Annotated in this window: 17 protein-coding genes; 11 read left to right on the forward strand and 6 right to left on the reverse strand. The window is 64.2% G+C overall.

Features of this window, described 5'->3' with window-relative positions:
- Nucleotides 1-4: 4 nt before the first annotated feature.
- On the reverse strand, nt 5-619 hold the full coding sequence (locus tag OCL97_RS01865) for a hypothetical protein (RefSeq protein WP_377367078.1): 615 nt from the start codon (nt 617-619) through the stop codon (nt 5-7).
- 199 nt (nt 620-818) lie between these two features.
- On the opposite strand from OCL97_RS01865, the gene prfA reads away from it, so the two are divergent.
- Entirely contained in the window at nt 819-1,895 is a 1,077-nt protein-coding gene (gene prfA, locus OCL97_RS01870) for a peptide chain release factor 1 (protein ID WP_305703869.1), read from the forward strand.
- Here the strand turns inward: prfA and OCL97_RS01875 are convergent.
- Entirely contained in the window at nt 1,853-3,103 is a 1,251-nt protein-coding gene (locus OCL97_RS01875) for a YihY/virulence factor BrkB family protein (protein WP_377367080.1), read from the reverse strand. The two genes, prfA and OCL97_RS01875, sit on opposite strands and share 43 nt — an antisense overlap.
- Before the next feature lie 161 nt (nt 3,104-3,264).
- Here OCL97_RS01875 and OCL97_RS01880 point away from each other — a divergent pair, with 161 nt between their 5' ends.
- The 4 genes from OCL97_RS01880 (at nt 3,265) to OCL97_RS01895 (ending at nt 6,826) form a co-directional block, all read left to right on the forward strand.
- On the forward strand, nt 3,265-4,041 hold the full coding sequence (locus OCL97_RS01880) for an MOSC domain-containing protein (RefSeq protein ID WP_377367082.1): 777 nt from the start codon (nt 3,265-3,267) through the stop codon (nt 4,039-4,041).
- Nucleotides 4,038-4,907, forward strand: coding sequence for a peptide chain release factor N(5)-glutamine methyltransferase (gene prmC, locus OCL97_RS01885; protein ID WP_377367084.1), 870 nt, complete (start codon nt 4,038-4,040; stop codon nt 4,905-4,907). The genes OCL97_RS01880 and prmC overlap by 4 nt, the downstream gene beginning before the upstream one ends.
- Nucleotides 4,908-5,178: 271 nt before the next feature.
- Nucleotides 5,179-6,243, forward strand: a complete 1,065-nt coding sequence (locus tag OCL97_RS01890; RefSeq protein WP_377367086.1) for a DUF4167 domain-containing protein — start codon at nt 5,179-5,181, stop codon at nt 6,241-6,243.
- 106 nt (nt 6,244-6,349) lie between these two features.
- Nucleotides 6,350-6,826: a Fur family transcriptional regulator gene (locus OCL97_RS01895; protein ID WP_310539409.1), complete on the forward strand. Its 477-nt coding sequence runs from the start codon at nt 6,350-6,352 to the stop codon at nt 6,824-6,826.
- Between the two features lie 44 nt (nt 6,827-6,870).
- On the opposite strand, the gene OCL97_RS01900 is transcribed toward OCL97_RS01895, so the two are convergent.
- Nucleotides 6,871-7,359, reverse strand: a complete 489-nt coding sequence (locus OCL97_RS01900; RefSeq protein WP_377367089.1) for a GNAT family N-acetyltransferase — start codon at nt 7,357-7,359, stop codon at nt 6,871-6,873.
- Between the two features lie 159 nt (nt 7,360-7,518).
- On the opposite strand from OCL97_RS01900, the gene OCL97_RS01905 reads away from it, so the two are divergent.
- The 3 genes from OCL97_RS01905 (at nt 7,519) to OCL97_RS01915 (ending at nt 8,417) form a co-directional block, all read left to right on the forward strand.
- Nucleotides 7,519-7,689: a hypothetical protein gene (locus OCL97_RS01905; RefSeq protein ID WP_377367091.1), complete on the forward strand. Its 171-nt coding sequence runs from the start codon at nt 7,519-7,521 to the stop codon at nt 7,687-7,689.
- Between the two features lies 1 nt (nt 7,690).
- Complete coding sequence (arfB, locus tag OCL97_RS01910; RefSeq protein ID WP_377367093.1) at nt 7,691-8,110, forward strand: alternative ribosome rescue aminoacyl-tRNA hydrolase ArfB; 420 nt, start codon at nt 7,691-7,693, stop codon at nt 8,108-8,110.
- Between the two features lie 145 nt (nt 8,111-8,255).
- Entirely contained in the window at nt 8,256-8,417 is a 162-nt protein-coding gene (locus tag OCL97_RS01915; protein WP_377367095.1) for a con-10 family general stress protein, read from the forward strand.
- Nucleotides 8,418-9,508: 1,091 nt separating this feature from the next.
- Here OCL97_RS01915 and OCL97_RS01920 read toward each other — a convergent pair.
- Nucleotides 9,509-9,727 carry a hypothetical protein gene (locus OCL97_RS01920; protein ID WP_377367097.1) on the reverse strand — a complete coding sequence of 73 codons (219 nt, stop codon included), beginning with the start codon at nt 9,725-9,727 and terminating at the stop codon, nt 9,509-9,511.
- A 165-nt stretch (nt 9,728-9,892) separates the two neighbouring features.
- Here OCL97_RS01920 and OCL97_RS01925 point away from each other — a divergent pair, with 165 nt between their 5' ends.
- Nucleotides 9,893-10,357: a response regulator gene (locus OCL97_RS01925; protein ID WP_377367099.1), complete on the forward strand. Its 465-nt coding sequence runs from the start codon at nt 9,893-9,895 to the stop codon at nt 10,355-10,357.
- A 597-nt stretch (nt 10,358-10,954) separates the two neighbouring features.
- A complete protein-coding gene (locus OCL97_RS01930) occupies nt 10,955-11,596 on the forward strand; it encodes a hypothetical protein (protein ID WP_377367101.1) in 642 nt (213 codons plus the stop codon).
- A 103-nt stretch (nt 11,597-11,699) separates the two neighbouring features.
- Here OCL97_RS01930 and OCL97_RS01935 read toward each other — a convergent pair whose 3' ends face one another.
- A complete protein-coding gene (locus tag OCL97_RS01935; protein WP_377367103.1) occupies nt 11,700-12,473 on the reverse strand; it encodes a hypothetical protein in 774 nt (257 codons plus the stop codon).
- Nucleotides 12,474-12,925: 452 nt separating this feature from the next.
- Between OCL97_RS01935 and OCL97_RS01940 the strand changes: the two genes are divergently transcribed.
- Nucleotides 12,926-14,137, forward strand: coding sequence for a pentapeptide repeat-containing protein (locus tag OCL97_RS01940; protein WP_377367105.1), 1,212 nt, complete (start codon nt 12,926-12,928; stop codon nt 14,135-14,137).
- A 73-nt stretch (nt 14,138-14,210) separates the two neighbouring features.
- Here the strand turns inward: OCL97_RS01940 and OCL97_RS01945 are convergent, their stop codons facing one another.
- Nucleotides 14,211-15,320, reverse strand: coding sequence for a hypothetical protein (locus OCL97_RS01945; protein ID WP_377367107.1), 1,110 nt, complete (start codon nt 15,318-15,320; stop codon nt 14,211-14,213).
- Between the last annotated feature and the right edge of the window lie 75 nt (nt 15,321-15,395).

The raw sequence follows: 15,395 nt of genomic DNA on the forward strand, positions 1-15,395 counted from the left end.
TCCCTCAATGGCCATCCTTTGCGACGGGGCCTACACGCAGGGGGGCTTCTCCGGTGCGACTCCAGCGGTCCTGTTCGAATCCCTGGTCAGCCACCTGCCAGATGAGATTCATGTAGTCCCGGGCCTGGGCCGGATCGCCCATGGGATAGAGGGCGTTGACCTCCGCGCCCGGCTCCAGCTGGGAAATCCGCCGGGCGAGATCGGCCACACCCTTCAGCAGGACGTGCCGAGCCACCAGCGAATCGATCTTGGCCCTCATGCCGGCCTGGGGCGCGCCGCCGAACCAGCCGCGACTGGGCGCCGAAACCCCGACGCGGCGTTCCAGTTCGGTGAGCAGGACGGCCAGCAGCATGCGGCAGTCGGCGATCAGACCCACGGGTGAGCGGCCCGCGGCGACCCCCGCCCAGATGTCCTTGAACCCCCTGGTGAAGGCCTCAGGCACCTGGTCGCTGAAGGTCGGCGGCGGCGGCTTCTTGGGCGGCTCCGGCTTGGGTGGAGCGGGCGGATGAACCGGACAGGCGCAGACCACCATCGGCTGGGCGAAACCGCCAAAGCCGCAGCGGCAGATGGCCGGCTGCGGGTGCGCGCCAGCGGCGGGAGGCGCGGGGTGATCACTCACCCTCGCCCTCCCCGCGTCCACCGGCGCGACGCCTGAAACAACCTGAACGACATGCCCCCATGATCATGGTTAACGAGCATCAAAGCGTCAGCTTGGCAAGGTCAGCTCTCGTCTCGCGCGAGCTGGCGGCCATCAGATGTTTGGCAAGCCGGCGGCGGAGGGTTAGAGGAAGCCTCCGTTTCTCCCCGGTGATCCCTCCGTGCGCCTCCCCCAAGCCAGACTCGACCAGGTTCTCGACCGCTTCCGCGAGATCGAGGCCCGCATGGGCGCCGCCACTGACGGCCAGGAGATCGTGCGCCTGTCCAAGGAGCACGCGGAACTCAAGCCCGTGGCCGACGCGGTCATGACCCTGGCCCGCGTCCGCGCCGAAGGGCCCGAGCTGGAGGAGATGGCCGCGTCCGGCGACCCCGAGATGGCGGCCATGGCCCGGGACGAACTGCAGATCCTCAGCGACAAGCTGCCGGCCCTGGAGCACGAGGTGGCCCTGCTGCTGGCGCCCAAGGACAAGGACGAGAACGCTTCGGCGATTCTCGAGGTCCGGGCCGGCACCGGCGGGGATGAGGCGGCGCTGTTCGCCGGCGACCTGTTCCGCATGTACCAGCGCTACGCCACCCTGCACGGCTGGCGGGTGGAGATCGACAGCGTCTCGGAGGGCGAGGTCGGGGGCTATAAGGAAATCATCGCCTCGGTGACCGGCGACGGCGTGTTCGGCCGCATGAAGTTCGAGAGCGGCGTCCACCGCGTGCAACGGGTTCCCGACACCGAGGCCGGCGGCCGCATCCACACCTCGGCGGCGACGGTCGCCGTCCTGCCCGAGGTGGAGGACGTTGAGATCGACATCAACCCGTCCGACCTGCGGATCGACACCTACCGCTCGTCCGGAGCCGGCGGCCAGCACGTCAACAAGACCGACTCCGCGGTGCGCATCACCCACCTGCCCACCGGCATCGTCGTGACCTCCTCGGAGAAGTCGCAGCACCAGAACCGCGCGCGGGCCATGAAGGTGCTGCAGGCCCGTCTCTACGATCAGCAGCGTGAGGCCCTCGACACCGCCCGCGCCGACGCCCGCAAGAGCCAGGTGGGGTCCGGCGACCGCTCCGAACGCATCCGCACCTACAATTTCCCGCAAGGCCGCGTCACCGACCACCGCATCAACCTGACGCTCTACAACCTGGCCCGGGTCATCAGCGGCGACGAACTGGACGATGTGATCAATCCGCTGATCGCCGAGGATCAGGCCGCGCGGTTGTCGGCCTTGGAAGACGAGTTCGGCTGAGGCTTGCGCAGCCGGGCGGCGGTCAGCACCCGCTCGGCCTGATCGGTCCCGTCCACCCAGACCTTGGACAGCACCTTCCTGACGTCGAAGTGGAAGGCCAGGCCCACGGTGTCGGCCATGGCCGCGCCGCGCACCCCCATGGGTTGGTCGGGGCCGGTGGTGGAGTCCAGGGCCGTCTGGTGCTCGATCTCGGCGTTCAGTTCCGCGCCGATCAGCACCACCATCACGGAGAACCAGATCCACAGCATGAAGCCGATGACGGCGCCCAGGGAGCCGTAGGTGACGTCGAAGTGGGCGATGTTGTTGACGTACCAGGAGAAGCCCAGGGACCCCACCAGCCACATGACGGCGGCGAACACGCCGCCCGGGCTGACCCAACGCCAGCGCGCCCGGGCCCGGCAGGGACCATAGCGGTAGACCATGGAGAAGGCGGTCGCGGCGAGGCCCAGGATCACCAGCCAGCGCAGCGGCAGCCAGACGACCGCGAACTGCCAAAGGCCCGCGCCCTCCAGATAGAGCGGCACGGCCACCAGGATGGCGCTGACTAGGGTGAGGAACACCAGCAACCCCAGGGTGAAGGCGTAGGTGAAGGCGGTCTTCACCACATAGCTCCGCTTTTCGGCCTCGTCATAGGCGATGTTCAGGCCGTCGAAGAGCGCCTTCATCCCGGCGTTCGCGCTCCAGACCGAGAGCAGCAGGCTGATCAGGAAGGCCACGCTGAGGGAGGCGGTGGGGCGGTCGGCCAGGCGCAGCATCTGGTCGCCGACGATCTCGATGACCGAGCCCGGGAGCACGACCGCGAACTGGTTGAGTTGGGCCTGGACGGCGGTGACATCGTTGAAAAGGCCATAGAGCGAAACGAAGACGCCGATGGCCGGGAACAGGGCCAGGAGGGTGTAGAAGGTCACGCCGCCGGCCACGGCGGGCAGCCGGTCGCAGGTGATTTCGCGATAAGTGCGCCAGAGCACATCCTTCCAGCCGCGCAGGGGGATGTGGTGCGGCGCGGCGGCCAGACGGCCGCGGCCGGGCTCAGCGGCGTCGAAGGATTCGGGCTCGGCGTGAACCTGGACGCTGAGGCCCGGCTTGGGGTCGCGGCGGCCGCGCGGCCAGAAGGCGGCCAGGGCGGCGAGGGCCACCCAGGGCACGGCCTGGAACGCCAGGGGCCCCAGCCGTTCCTTGGTCCACTTCTTCGAGAACGGCCTGCGCACGTGTCCCACCCTCCAGGCGCAAAGCCACCGCTTGAACACCTACCCGCGATAGCCGTTCCCTCCGGCGGAGGCTATCGGCCCGGCAGGCTGATCTCAAGCTGCGCCATGAATGTGGCGCGGCGGCGGTTGCGTGCGGCGGAGGCTTGCGGCAACAGGGCGGGATGACCGGTCACGTCGCCGCCCTTTATCGCCACCCGATCAAGGGCTTCACCCCCGAGCGCCTGAACCAGGCGATGCTGAGCGTCGGCCAGCCCTTCCCCTGCGATCGCCTGTGGGCGGTGGAGAACGGGCCCTCGGGCTTCGATCCGCAGGCTCCGACCTTCATTCCCAAGCAGAAGTTCGCCGTCTTGATGGCCATCGCCCATGTCGCCAAGGCCCGCACGGCCTATGACGAGGCGACCGGCGTCCTGCGGGCGGTCGCGCAGGGCCAGCCTGACTTCCAGGGCTCGATGGCCGATGAGGCCGGCCGCGCCGGCTTCGCCACCTGGCTCACCGCCCTGCTGGGGGACGAGGTGCGTGGGGAGCTGAGGGTGATCGAGGCGCCCGGCCACCGGTTCATGGACCACCCGCTGGGCCACGTCTCCATCATCAACCTGGCCAGCCTGCGCGACCTGGAACAGAAGATCGGCCGGCCGCTGGATCCCTTGAGATTCCGGGCCAACCTCTATGTCGAGGGCTGGGAGCCCTGGGCGGAGATGGCGTGGACGGGCCGCGAACTGATGCTGGGCTTCGCGCGCGCCAAGGTGTTCAAGCCGATCATTCGCTGCGCCGCCACCCACGTGGACCCGGAGACCGCCGAGCGCGACATGGATGTGGTGAAGGCCCTGTTCGACAACTATGGCCACATGTTCTGCGGCATCTACATGCACGTCACCGACGGCGGCCAGATCACCGTGGGCGACGCCTGCACCGCCCCTCAGATGGAGCCTGCCCGATGAGCCTGACCCTGTTGCAGGCCTGGCAGGGCGCCAAGCAGCGCCTGGAGGCCGCGGGCCTGGACGGCCCGGTGATCGAGGCCCGCCTGCTGGTGGAGGCCGCCGCCGACGCCACCCGCGCCGATATCGTCACCACCCCCTATCGCGAACTGACCCCCGAGCAGGAGGCGACGCTCGCCGACTACCTGCAGCGGCGCGAACGCCGCGAACCCGTGAGCCACATCCTGGGGCGCAAGGGGTTCTGGAAGATCATGCTGTCGGTGACCCCTGACGTGCTCACCCCGCGACCGGACACCGAGACCATCATGGACGCCGTCCTGCCGGCCTTCCCGGAGGAGATGGCGTTCTCGGTCCTGGACCTGGGGGTGGGGTCGGGCGCGATCATCCTGGCGATCCTCTCCGAGCGCCCGGCCGCCAAGGGACTGGGGATCGACGTCTCGGAAGAAGCCCTGGCGGTGGCGCGCGAGAACGCCGCCAACCTGGGCCTGGCCGACCGCCTGGCCCTGCTCCGGAGCGACTGGACCGCGGGGCTGGGGGACGCGAGCTTCGACCTCGTGGTCTCCAATCCCCCCTACATCGCAACCGAGGTGATCGAGACCCTGGAGCCGGAGGTGCGTGACCACGAACCCCGTCTCGCCCTGGACGGCGGGGTCGACGGGCTGGACCACTACCGCCTGCTGGCGCCGGAGATTCTGCGGGTGCTCAAGCCGGGCGGGATGTTCGCCGTGGAGATCGGCTACGACCAGAAACAGGCGGTCGAGGCGCTGTTCCGAGCGGCCGGCGCGCAGGGGGTGACGACCATTCCCGACCTCTCCACACGCGACCGCGTTGTCATAGGCACGAAAAACCCCTTGGAAACTCGGGGCTGAATCGGTAGATCAGATACCTGTCTCCACCCAATTCGTCGGCGCCCGGGGTTCGGCCTCCTGAAAAGCAGGAATCGAGCACCACACCGACAGGCGCGGCTTTAAGTGGCGCTCGCCTCAAGTCAGGGCGGAAGACGGGGAAACACTTACGTCTTCAACACGAATTCTCGGGTCCTTGAGGACCTGAGCAAGACGAAAAGGCAAGCCCGCGCAATCCTGGCATGAGCTGGAGCGCCGGCGGAACGGTTAGCGAATAATGAGAGATTTCAAGGGTATGAAGCGTCAGCGCGGTCGCAATCGCGGCGGCGGTGGCGGCGGCGGCGGCGGGAAGCCCCAGCAGCAGAACGCCAACCGGGCGTTCGACTCCAACGGGCCGGAAGGCTCGAAGGTCCGGGGCAACGCCCAGCACGTCTTCGAAAAATACCAGCAGTTGGCGCGAGACGCCTCCACGGCCGGGGACCGGGTCCTCGCCGAGAACTACCTGCAGCACGCAGAACACTATTTCCGGGTCGTCCGCGCCATGCAGCCGACCCGTGCGGCCAGCGAGATCCTGGGCCGTGACCAATTCTCCTCCGGCTTCGACATCGACTTCGAGGACGAGAGCGGCGCCCAGGCTGCGGCCCAGGCCGACGCCGACGCCGCCGAGAAGGCCGACAAGGAAGAAGCGAGCGGCGAGGCCGGCTCCGAGCCGACCGAAGCCCGCAGCAACAACGGCTGGCGCGAAGACCGTCCGCAGACCGAGACCCGCAGCCGCGACGACCGGCCCCGCGACCAGGACCGCAATCGCGACGATCGCCCGCGCGGCGACCGCCAGGACCGCAACGACCGTCCGCGTGATGATCGCCCCCGGGACGACCGGCCTCGCGACGATAACCGCAGCCGCGACGACCGTCCGCGCGATGACCGGCCTCGGGATGATCGCCCCCGGGACGATCGTCCCCGTGAGGATCGCCCGCAGGCTGAGAATCGTAGTCGCGATGACCGGCCCCGTGACGACCGTCCGCGCCGCGACCGCTGGCGCGACCGTGACGACCGGCCGCCGCGCGAGGACCGCCCCGAGCGCGACCCTCTGGCCGTGGTCGAACCCCAGGCCGCGCCGCTGGTGCCGCCCGAGACCCACAGCTCTCCGGTGCTGCGCGATGACGACGGGGGCGAGAGCCACGCCCCGGCCTTCCTGAAGGCCCCCACCACCCCGCGGGCGCCGCGCGCGCCCAAGGCGGAAACCCCGCCGGCCGCCGCGTCCACGGACGATGCGCCCGCCAAGCCCAAGCGTCGCCGCGCCCCGCGCAGCTTCGAGGGCGGCGAAGGCGGACCGCCGTCCGAGACTGAAGACGCATAGGACTGAGGCTTGGGCCGGGATCGATGATCCCGGCCTTCGCATTTGGGCCTCACCTCCCCATATCCCGCTGGTTGCGGGAAACCGCGCGGACAGGTAGCCAGGACGCATGGGAACCGAGTGCCATCACGAGGACGGCGCGCATCCGGGTATCAAGGGTGTAGACCTGCGCCATGCCCTGGTGGCGGCTGAGACCCGCTGCGCCGAGACCCAGGAGCGGCTGACCACCCCGCGACGCCGGGTCCTGGAACTGCTGCTGGAGGCCAACGGCCCGCTGAAGGCCTATGACCTGATCGCCGCCTTCGGCGCGCATGGGGAACCGGCCAAGCCTCCCACCGTCTACCGCGCCCTGGAATTCCTCGAGCGCCTGGGCTTCGCCCACCGCATCGAGAGCCTGAACGCCTATGTCCCCTGCCGCCGCGACGACCAGGGACACCGGGCCGCCTTCCTGATCTGCGAATGCTGTGGAGCGGCCGAGGAGTTCGAACCCGACCTCGACGCCCAGATCGCCGCCGCCGCACCCGCGGGATATGCGGTGCGGACGGTGACGCTGGAGGCGCGCGGACTTTGCCTGGCCTGCCAGTGAGCCTCTAGCTACCTATTCCTCCCCGTTTCACTGTGGAGGAGAGTTCAGCGCAACCGCGCCATCGCCACGGAGTCGGCATAGGCGCCGTCGCGCCAGGCGTAGTTCCGGAACACCCCTTCCCGCTCGAAGCCGAAGCGCTCATAGAGCGCGATGGCGCGGGTGTTGTCGGACCAGACGTTCAGCTCCAGCCGCGCCAGGTTCAGCCAGTTGTCGGCCTGGCCGACGATGGCCGCCATCAGGGCCGAGCCCGCCCCGCGTCCGGCATAGGCGTCGTGCACGGCCATGCCGATGGACCCGGCGTGGGCGCGCCGGTTCTCGAAGCGGTTGAGGCTGGCCGCGCCGATCGCCTTGCCGTCGATCACCGCCACCAGATGCAGGTCTCCAGGCGCACTTGAGGCGGCGCGCCTCTGGCGGGCGTCGACGCTGACGAAGGGCAGCTGCAGGGTGCCCCAGATGGCGCGGGGCTGGTTCAGCAGCTCGGTGATGTCGGCCATGTCCGCAGGCTCTCGAGCCCGGATCAGGATGTCGCTCATGTCTCTCTCCAAAATGATCGGCGGAGAGGGCCATGAAAAAAGCCCCGTCCGTCGCCGGCGGGGCTGGTGATCTGCGGTGTGGTACGAACCTAGCGCACAGCAGTTCTCGCCAGCCCGGACGGGGCGGTGCAAAGCTGCATATGGGTCGCTACGTTGCGCATGCCTAAGATTAGCGAGTCGCAGGCGCGGCTGGAACCCATGATCGAAGTCACCCCCGACATCACTCTGAACGACGACGAGGTCCAGGAGCGGTTCATCCGCGCCGCGGGTCCCGGCGGCCAGAACGTCAAGAACGTTCGACCTATTAAATCCCCCGGCATTGAAGCCTGATATGATCCAGGTGACCCCAACCTTCACGATCAGTGACGACGAGTTCACCGAACGCATGGTCAAGGCCAGCGGCCCCGGTGGCCAGCATGTCAACAAGTCGTCCAATGCCGTGGAGCTTCGTTTTGACGTGGGGGCCTCAACCCTGCCCGACGACGCGAAGGAGAGGCTCCGGCGCCTCGCCGGGAGCCGCTTATCCGGGGACGACGTGCTGATCCTGTTTTCGCAGGGATCGCGCTCCTTGGAGATGAACCGTCAAGAAGCGAGATCGCGTCTTGCTGACCTCGTTCGGCAGGCCCTGCACCGGCCAAAGTCGCGCAGGCCGACCAAGCCGACCTATTCGTCCAAGCTTAAGCGGCTTGAAGGGAAAACGCGCCGTAGCGGCGTGAAATCTATGCGCAGCAAGCCGGGCAAGGAGGACTGACCGGCCTCGATCAAAGCCTGCCTACAATCACGATCACGATCCCAGTCCTTCCAGATGCTCCCGGTAACCAGCCAACGCCTGGGCGTCCGCGCCGTCCAGTGAGCCGCCCACAATCAAACCAAGGTGCGGGCGCGGCTTCGCTGCGATGACTCCCGAGCGTCTGACCGAAATCGCGCGGAGGGGTGGAGCGTCTGTGCCCGCCGATAAGAGGTCCTTTTCTCAGAACCGCGCCTTGGCCAAGTCGGCTGGTCGAAAAGGTGGCGAGAGCGGCTCCGCGCCCAAAATCACGAACACGCGCTCCACCTAGGCTGATGGCCAAATTGGTTCCTGGACGACGCCTCCTCAACACGGCGCCCATCAAGTCTCGGTCGGCGTCGGCCAGGAGATCAGCCCATTCGAGGTAGACCAGCGGCATGTGAGTCTTGAATTCATTTCGAAGTAACTGCGCGCAATTGTGAACTATCCTCCGCACAACGCACAACCCTTGCTGGAATGTACGCAACCTCAGATGATGCACCGCTTAAGTCCTTGGAGATTTTGGAGAAACACGTCAATTCAACAGTTAAGGTACGGCCCGAGGTTAGGGTACTTGGCTCATTCCAGCCGGTCACCCTTTGTCCGTGGGATTCGAAACCTGGGCTCTGTCGGAGCGTTGGATTGACCTTGGTGAGCAGCACTGGGCCAGAAGCCCCAAACGCCGATCTACGGCGGCAAGCCTTCATTCTTGGCGCGACATACCTACTTCAGGCGGCACGGCTCGCAGCGGCGGCAATTGACCGTGATTTGATCCAGACCCTCCTATTTCTCGCGATTTCGCGCGCAAATGTGGCCGGGATAACTGACGGTCCAGAAGCGAGCACGCGGTTTGCTGGCCTCACCTCGATACCCCCAGATACAATGCGCCTACCCATCAGCGTCTACGCGCTTTCAAGGGACCTTCGGCTTCCCAAAGATTCGGTCCGCCGACATGTCGGCAAGCTGAAGTCAGATGGGCTGTGCATCGAGGTTAGCGGGGGGCTGATTATACCCCGCTCGGTCCTTATGGGACCAAATTACCTGATGGCTATAGATCAGAATTGGTCCCTTACCAGAGCCTTTGTGGATGAATTGGCGCGACTTGGAATATTCGCGCCCTTACAGTCGGACGCGCAACACAGAGATGTTCGACGGCAGACGGTCCGCATCTCCGTTGATTACTTCGTTGACGGGCTTAGTCTTTTTGCCCGCTTGGGAGGAGGCAATCTCCGCGCCGCCCTCGTCCTGTGCGCGGTGTCAGCCTATGACCTTGAACGCCATTCACCTGATGACACACTCGGTCAGACGATGATGAGGATGGGCGACATAGCCCTGGATCACTTCCAGGAGCCCATTCGGATCAGAACCATATCCGCACTTCTGCTACTGCCGGTCGAAACCGCCCGCCGTCACCTCAAGGAGTTGGCGCAACGGGGGCTTGTCGAGCGTCGAGCCGGAGAAGGATTCGCCATTCCGCCCTTGGTAGAAGAAGTTCCGAGCCTCAGTGCGGAGCTTGAGGCGTTCGGGAGCCTCACAGGCCACCTCTTGGAAAGGCTCGCGAAAATCGGGGTGACAGATCGCAATGCCGTAGCCGTGAAACACATGCAGCCCCCCGAATCGACGGCGGCGGCGGGAGCGACTGAAACATTAGAACAACGAGAGCCAAGAAATCAGGCCGTATGGCCGCGATAGCTGGCCGGGCAGTGTACAGGAGAAATCAACGTGGGATCAGGGGCGACGTATGGTGATCTCCGGTCGCTTCGGATTTTGATCGTCGATGACAATTCCCAAGTGCGAACCATTCTGGGCAGCGTGTTGAACGGAGCAGGTGTCGCCCATATCCACTATGCTCCAACTGGCGCAGAAGGGCTCAAGGCGGTGATGAGCACGCCAATCGATGTCGCGTACGTCGATTATGATATGCCCGGCGTCAACGGCTTGGAGTTCATCTCTGAGGTGCGCGAAAGTGAGCGCGACTTTCGAATGCTTCCGATCATCATGGTAACCGGCCACTCAGACATGGCGCGCTTGATCGCCGCCCGCGATCGCGGCGTAACCGAATTCCTCAGAAAACCCGTTACCGCGAAATCCATACTGGATCGGTTGAACAGTGTGGTCTTCCACCCACGTCCCTTCGCAAAGTCACAAACCTTTTTCGGCCCCGACCGCCGACGCAAGCGAGCCACGCCATATGAAGGGAAAGAGCGTCGGAGGGGCGATTCTGGCGGCTAAGTCCGGCTGAGATTGTTAGCAAGCCCCTCCAGATGTTCCCGGTATCCAACCAGGGCCGGAGCATCGGTGCCGACCTTTGCCAACGCCTCATCAAGTTCCGCCAGAGCCTTCTCGACCGTTAGCCATGGCGGTGCTTCGTGACCCTCCCCAACCAGACGGCGCCGCAACTCGGCGGCCATCGGTCGCGATCAGCCTAGGCCAGCAGATCGGGTCTTTCGAATAGAGAACCAGCAGCAACCGCCCAAGCCTCGTCGAGGCATTACGGAGGGAGAAAGGGAGAGAGCAGTTAGAAAAATCCCCGATTGGCATATGAGCAGCGTGAAGCGGTTTGAATCTGCAACCACTGCGCGTCGAGATAATCAATCTCTTTCTCTCGTGAAGATCATCTTGATCCAAATTCCCGGCGTCTTCATGGACATATAGATGGGCATTTTGCGTACAAATACTCCCATTTGTTTGTTGCTTTAATACCGTTCTGTTATTGCGGAATGCATGTATTAATGTTCCAAAATAATGGAACGACTTCATCATAATATCGATACATGCATATTTTCCTTGCGTTTTTGTTGAAACATCTGTAAACGCCAATACATCTAAATGGAAAACAACAGACGATTCAAGTTGCCGTTCGGCGCACTAGTGCCGTATGGCGAGTTTGCGGGCCAGAGCGCGGAGTTACAATCTGCAAAAAAGTGGACACCTAAGCTAAGAACGGCGGGACTAACCGCGCGGGCGATCAAGCTGAAGCAACCCGATGCACCTGTGTTTGTTGTTGCTGATGACCCGCAAGAACCGATGATCGGTCAGTTGCCATTTGGCTTCGCGCCCATCAATCCTCAGAGATTTTCTGTCTTTAATGAATATGGTGAAACGGCACCGCTAGCGGCTCGGATGGGCCTGTGGTGCTACGAGCATCGGCACCTCGACGACTTGATATTGGTCGGCGTGCCTCCGAAGCAGGTTCTGGTACTGCTTACGTTCGTGGTAGATCGGTACGAATTGCCAGTCGTGCTGAATGCGCTGTCAGCCCATAGACATGGCTTCGAAATGGGGCCGGAAACACGTGCCTCAAATTTCGAGAGAATCTCATGGATGAAGGACGAGACAGAGGAATTCTGGGATCAGGTTGAAGCGATGAGGGAGCGATCGAGCCCTGTTAGCGTCCGATCACCGGAGCTAACTTGGCGGACGATTGATGGTGCCGGGCTGCTGGCCAATGGTTGCGCCAACGATCGTTAAGCCCGGCCCGGCGACCACATAATGGACGCCTTCCACGAGATCGCGGACTGGTTTCTCCGCGCCGCCGGTTGATTGCAGCGGGGACGTCAGCGTCAGGCTTGCGCTAGAGCCCATCACTAATTGCGTGTAGCCCCGCCAGATGCTCCCGGTAGCCAGCCAACGCCGGAGCATCGGAGCCGACCTTACCCAAAGCCTCATCTAATTCCGCCAAAGCCTTCTCGACAGTGAGCCATAGCGGTGCTTCGTGACCCTCCCCAACCAGACGGCGCCGCAACTCGGCGGCCATTAGATCGCGGTCGGCGTCGGTCAGCAGGTCAGGCCGTTCGAAGTAGACCAGTCGCTGCGCCAGACGTTTCAGCCGGACGTCCTGGAACTGTCGGATCATCTCGACGCGATGCTCCCAGGCGACCGTGTGGAAGCTGGCCATCAGGCGTTCGTCCTGGCGGCCCACGAACCCTTCGTAGATTTGCTCTTCAACGTGCTTAGATGTCCCGTAGACGCTCTCAGCCGCCTCGGCGCCCCGAAGTAGCCGCTGAATGAATTCCGGCTCCTGACGCATTTTTTCGGCGCGCTGGAGCCACCCGTCGCGGGTGACGTCCCCCAAAACATGATCCGGCGCGTCGTCCAGGCTCATCAGGATTGGAGCGGCATTGGATTTGATCCGCCGGATCGGACGCGGCGACTTCTTCACGCGGGCCAGAAGTTTCACATCATCGAGTCCAGCAAGCTCCTCCAGGTCGCAGGCCAGATCGAGGGCGTAGATCAGGGCGCCCTGCCCCGAGTTCACGCCGAGCCGGGTGACGATGTTGGGCACGGTCCTGGCGCCGAACGTCTCAAACGCGATGAACACGTCATTTTCGATCGCGAAGTCGTTCACCGGCGTCTTGTGTGCGAACGCCAGAAACCGAGCCCACAGATCGGGATCACGATCCCTGACCATCCCGCACATGCTGATGGTCAGCTACTGACCAGCTTCACAACCAACCATTTGGCCAAGGTGTCTGGATAGTTCTCCATCCCGTCTATGCGGGCAGATTTTGACGCCCCACCGACCCTGACGGTTATCACCCGGTCAACGACAGTCCATAGGCCCCTATGGGGTTCCCCATCGATACGGACCTCAACAAGCTGTTCGTCGTTCCCCACGTTCCGATCCTGAATCGCCTCGTGCCTCATGGTATAACCGGGTTCGTTAACCCAACCATATCAATCTCTGAGCTAGTCACCAGATTGAGAGACCTAGTCTAGAGTTGACGGGTCGGGACATGTTGGCGGCTGCGATCTGTCGCCGATGCAATTGGTTTGAGGCCCCTATTCGAGGTTGAAGCTTTGACCACGCCGCCCACCACACTGAGGAAGATCACGGCACAGGAGGTTCGCAAGGTATTGGACCTTCACGTCCGATTTCTTGACCGCCGCCCTGGCGGCCAGCGTGCCAGCCTTGCTTACACGGACCTGACCGGATTTCAGCTTGACCGCGCCGACTTGCGGGAGGCGGACTTCACTGGCGCGCGCCTCAACGCCGCCTTCCTTTCGGAAACCAACCTTGAAGGGGCAACTCTTTATGGCGTTGATCTACGGGGTTCAGACCTTAGGGCCGCAAACCTCACGAAGGCCGATCTCAGAGGGGCCTGCCTGCGGGGGGCTAACCTTGCTCGGGCCAAGCTCATTTCCTGCGATCTGCGAGAGGGCCAGATCGCACTCCAGGACATACAGACCGGCTTCAAGGTCCTTGTCCATGAGACCAAAGTCGGCGAGTTGGATTTCGCTGTCCTAGTGGGTGCTGACTTGACCGGCAGCCGGATGACCGGGGCCTCAGCAACCTCCACCGATTTCACCGGCGCCAATCTCACTGGGGTGTCGTTTGGCGGAGCTAAGCTTAGAAAGGCCAAGCTCGACCGGGCCAATCTAACTGGAGCCAATCTCTCTGGTGCCGATCTCACTGGTGCTTCGCTCAAGCGAGCAAATCTGACGCGCGCCGACCTAGCATTCGCCAGCTTAGCTGGAGCCGATCTCACCGACGCGTTAGTACCGCCGCCGGTATTGGTCTACCTTGATGACACACCTCTAGCTGAGGTGCTCGCAGCCCACGAGAGCTTCTGCCAGAGCCAGGGAGCCAAAGGCACTCCTGCCCGCCTTGCCAAGGTCGATTTTAGGTCGGTCGGCAGTCTCAAGAAGCGCACGCTCACCGCACTCAACGCCCCCGACGGTGTGTTTTTTGGCCTCGACATGGAGGGCGCGCAGCTTCAAGGAGCCGACCTGTCGCGCAGTGACTTGCGCGGCGCGAATTTACGGGGGGCCGATTTGCGCGGGGCAAGGTTGGTGGACGTCAATATGACGAGTGCAGACCTGCGAAACGTAGACCTCAGCCCTCTGGCGATTGGTGATGGCCGTGCGATGCGCACCGACCTCAGCCGGGCGATATTGCGCTATGCCAACCTCGCCAAGGCGCACGCGGTCCGCGCTCGGTTCCTGGATGCTGACCTTACAGGTGCGAACCTAGAGGGATGCGAACTGACCGCCGCAGAGCTTGAAGCCTAGCCCAGGCGGTCATACTCGGCCTGGATGAGATCGGGATTCATCAGCGGTTTCGCCCTTGGGAACGTGGTTTAGGTCAAGCCTCCCACATGTCCGCGTCCAGCATGAACGACATCTGGCCAAGGGGATCGAACAACTCAGCCACAGCCGCCATTCGACCCTCGGGAACGTAGGGAAGCAAGCACCTGACCCCCGCCGCCGCGAAGGCGGCCCTGACCTCTCCCACGACCTCGGGTTCGGCCATGCCGTTCCGCTGCATGTGGACACGCCCAAGGACCCAGGCATCCTGGGTCCGGATCACCACAGCGATCGCCTTTCCCTGGAACTCATAGAACGCGGCCCGGCCCACCAGGGCGTGTGATACAAGCTTGTTGCCCAGGCAATTCCTGAACCGGGTGCCGGTCTCCCGGAAGTCCTCTGGCGTTCGCAACGGGCGAAGGATCGCGGGATCGGTCTCGAACGGTGGCTCCGGCAGCCGGTCCACGTTCTTCATCAGGAGTTCGGTCAGGAACGATGACAGGGTGAACCTACCCTTGGTGTCGGACACCGCCTGGGCGATCGACTCCGGCGTGGCCGTGGATGAGTGCTCCAGGATCGTCTCGACGATCGTGTTGGCGAAGTCAGCGTGCTCCGCACAGCGAACCTTGGGCATCAGGTTCACATGGAGCAGTGAGGGATGCAGCCGCTCGATGACGGCCAGCCGTGGCGACGTGATGTCCCTGCAATATCGAAGGGCAAGGCGCCGGGCGCGGCCATCCGGACCCGACCCCGCCAGAAGGTCCACGAGCTTGGCATAGTCACCGCGAGCCAGGGGATGCTCCCCCGCCCTATCCAGGGCTCCCAGGAGGCCGTCGGGCACGAGGCCAACCGAAGCTTCGATCACGGCCTTGGGTGAAAGCTCCAGGAGGAGGTCGGCCACCTCACCCAGGGCGTCGGCGGGGTCTGGGGTCGTCGCGGTGGCCGCTTCCACGAAACCAACCGGGTCCCGGAGGACCTCGTGATCGAACGCCGTGAAAACGGCCTGCCGCTCCCGTGGCTTGGCGCCGATGAGACGGCGCAGGAACCCTGGCCGGGCTTCATCCAGCAGGGCCGCAGCGTCCAAGGCCCAGCCCGACCGAATGGGAATAAGGCGTCGCCGGTCGTTCCGGGTGGCCGGGTGAGAGGTCGTCGTGGTGATGGTGGTCATGCTCGCCTCCGAAAAGGCGGCGAATTAGTCGCCGCGTAATCGCGGGGCGGCGCAGGGCATGTCGTGGGACGAGAT

This window comes from Phenylobacterium ferrooxidans, assembly GCF_042714595.1.
Lineage (GTDB): Bacteria > Pseudomonadota > Alphaproteobacteria > Caulobacterales > Caulobacteraceae > Phenylobacterium > Phenylobacterium ferrooxidans.

Coding starts and splice junctions, on each gene's coding strand:
- OCL97_RS01880 (WP_377367082.1), top strand. CDS start 3,265: ATGACCGGTCACGTCGCCGCCCTTTATCGCCACCCGATCAAGGGCTTC.
- prmC (WP_377367084.1), top strand. CDS start 4,038: ATGAGCCTGACCCTGTTGCAGGCCTGGCAGGGCGCCAAGCAGCGCCTG.
- OCL97_RS01890 (WP_377367086.1), top strand. CDS start 5,179: ATGAAGCGTCAGCGCGGTCGCAATCGCGGCGGCGGTGGCGGCGGCGGC.
- OCL97_RS01895 (WP_310539409.1), top strand. CDS start 6,350: ATGGGAACCGAGTGCCATCACGAGGACGGCGCGCATCCGGGTATCAAG.
- OCL97_RS01900 (WP_377367089.1), bottom strand. CDS start 7,359: ATGAGCGACATCCTGATCCGGGCTCGAGAGCCTGCGGACATGGCCGAC.
- OCL97_RS01905 (WP_377367091.1), top strand. CDS start 7,519: ATGCCTAAGATTAGCGAGTCGCAGGCGCGGCTGGAACCCATGATCGAA.
- arfB (WP_377367093.1), top strand. CDS start 7,691: ATGATCCAGGTGACCCCAACCTTCACGATCAGTGACGACGAGTTCACC.
- OCL97_RS01915 (WP_377367095.1), top strand. CDS start 8,256: ATGACTCCCGAGCGTCTGACCGAAATCGCGCGGAGGGGTGGAGCGTCT.
- OCL97_RS01930 (WP_377367101.1), top strand. CDS start 10,955: ATGGAAAACAACAGACGATTCAAGTTGCCGTTCGGCGCACTAGTGCCG.
- OCL97_RS01945 (WP_377367107.1), bottom strand. CDS start 15,320: ATGACCACCATCACCACGACGACCTCTCACCCGGCCACCCGGAACGAC.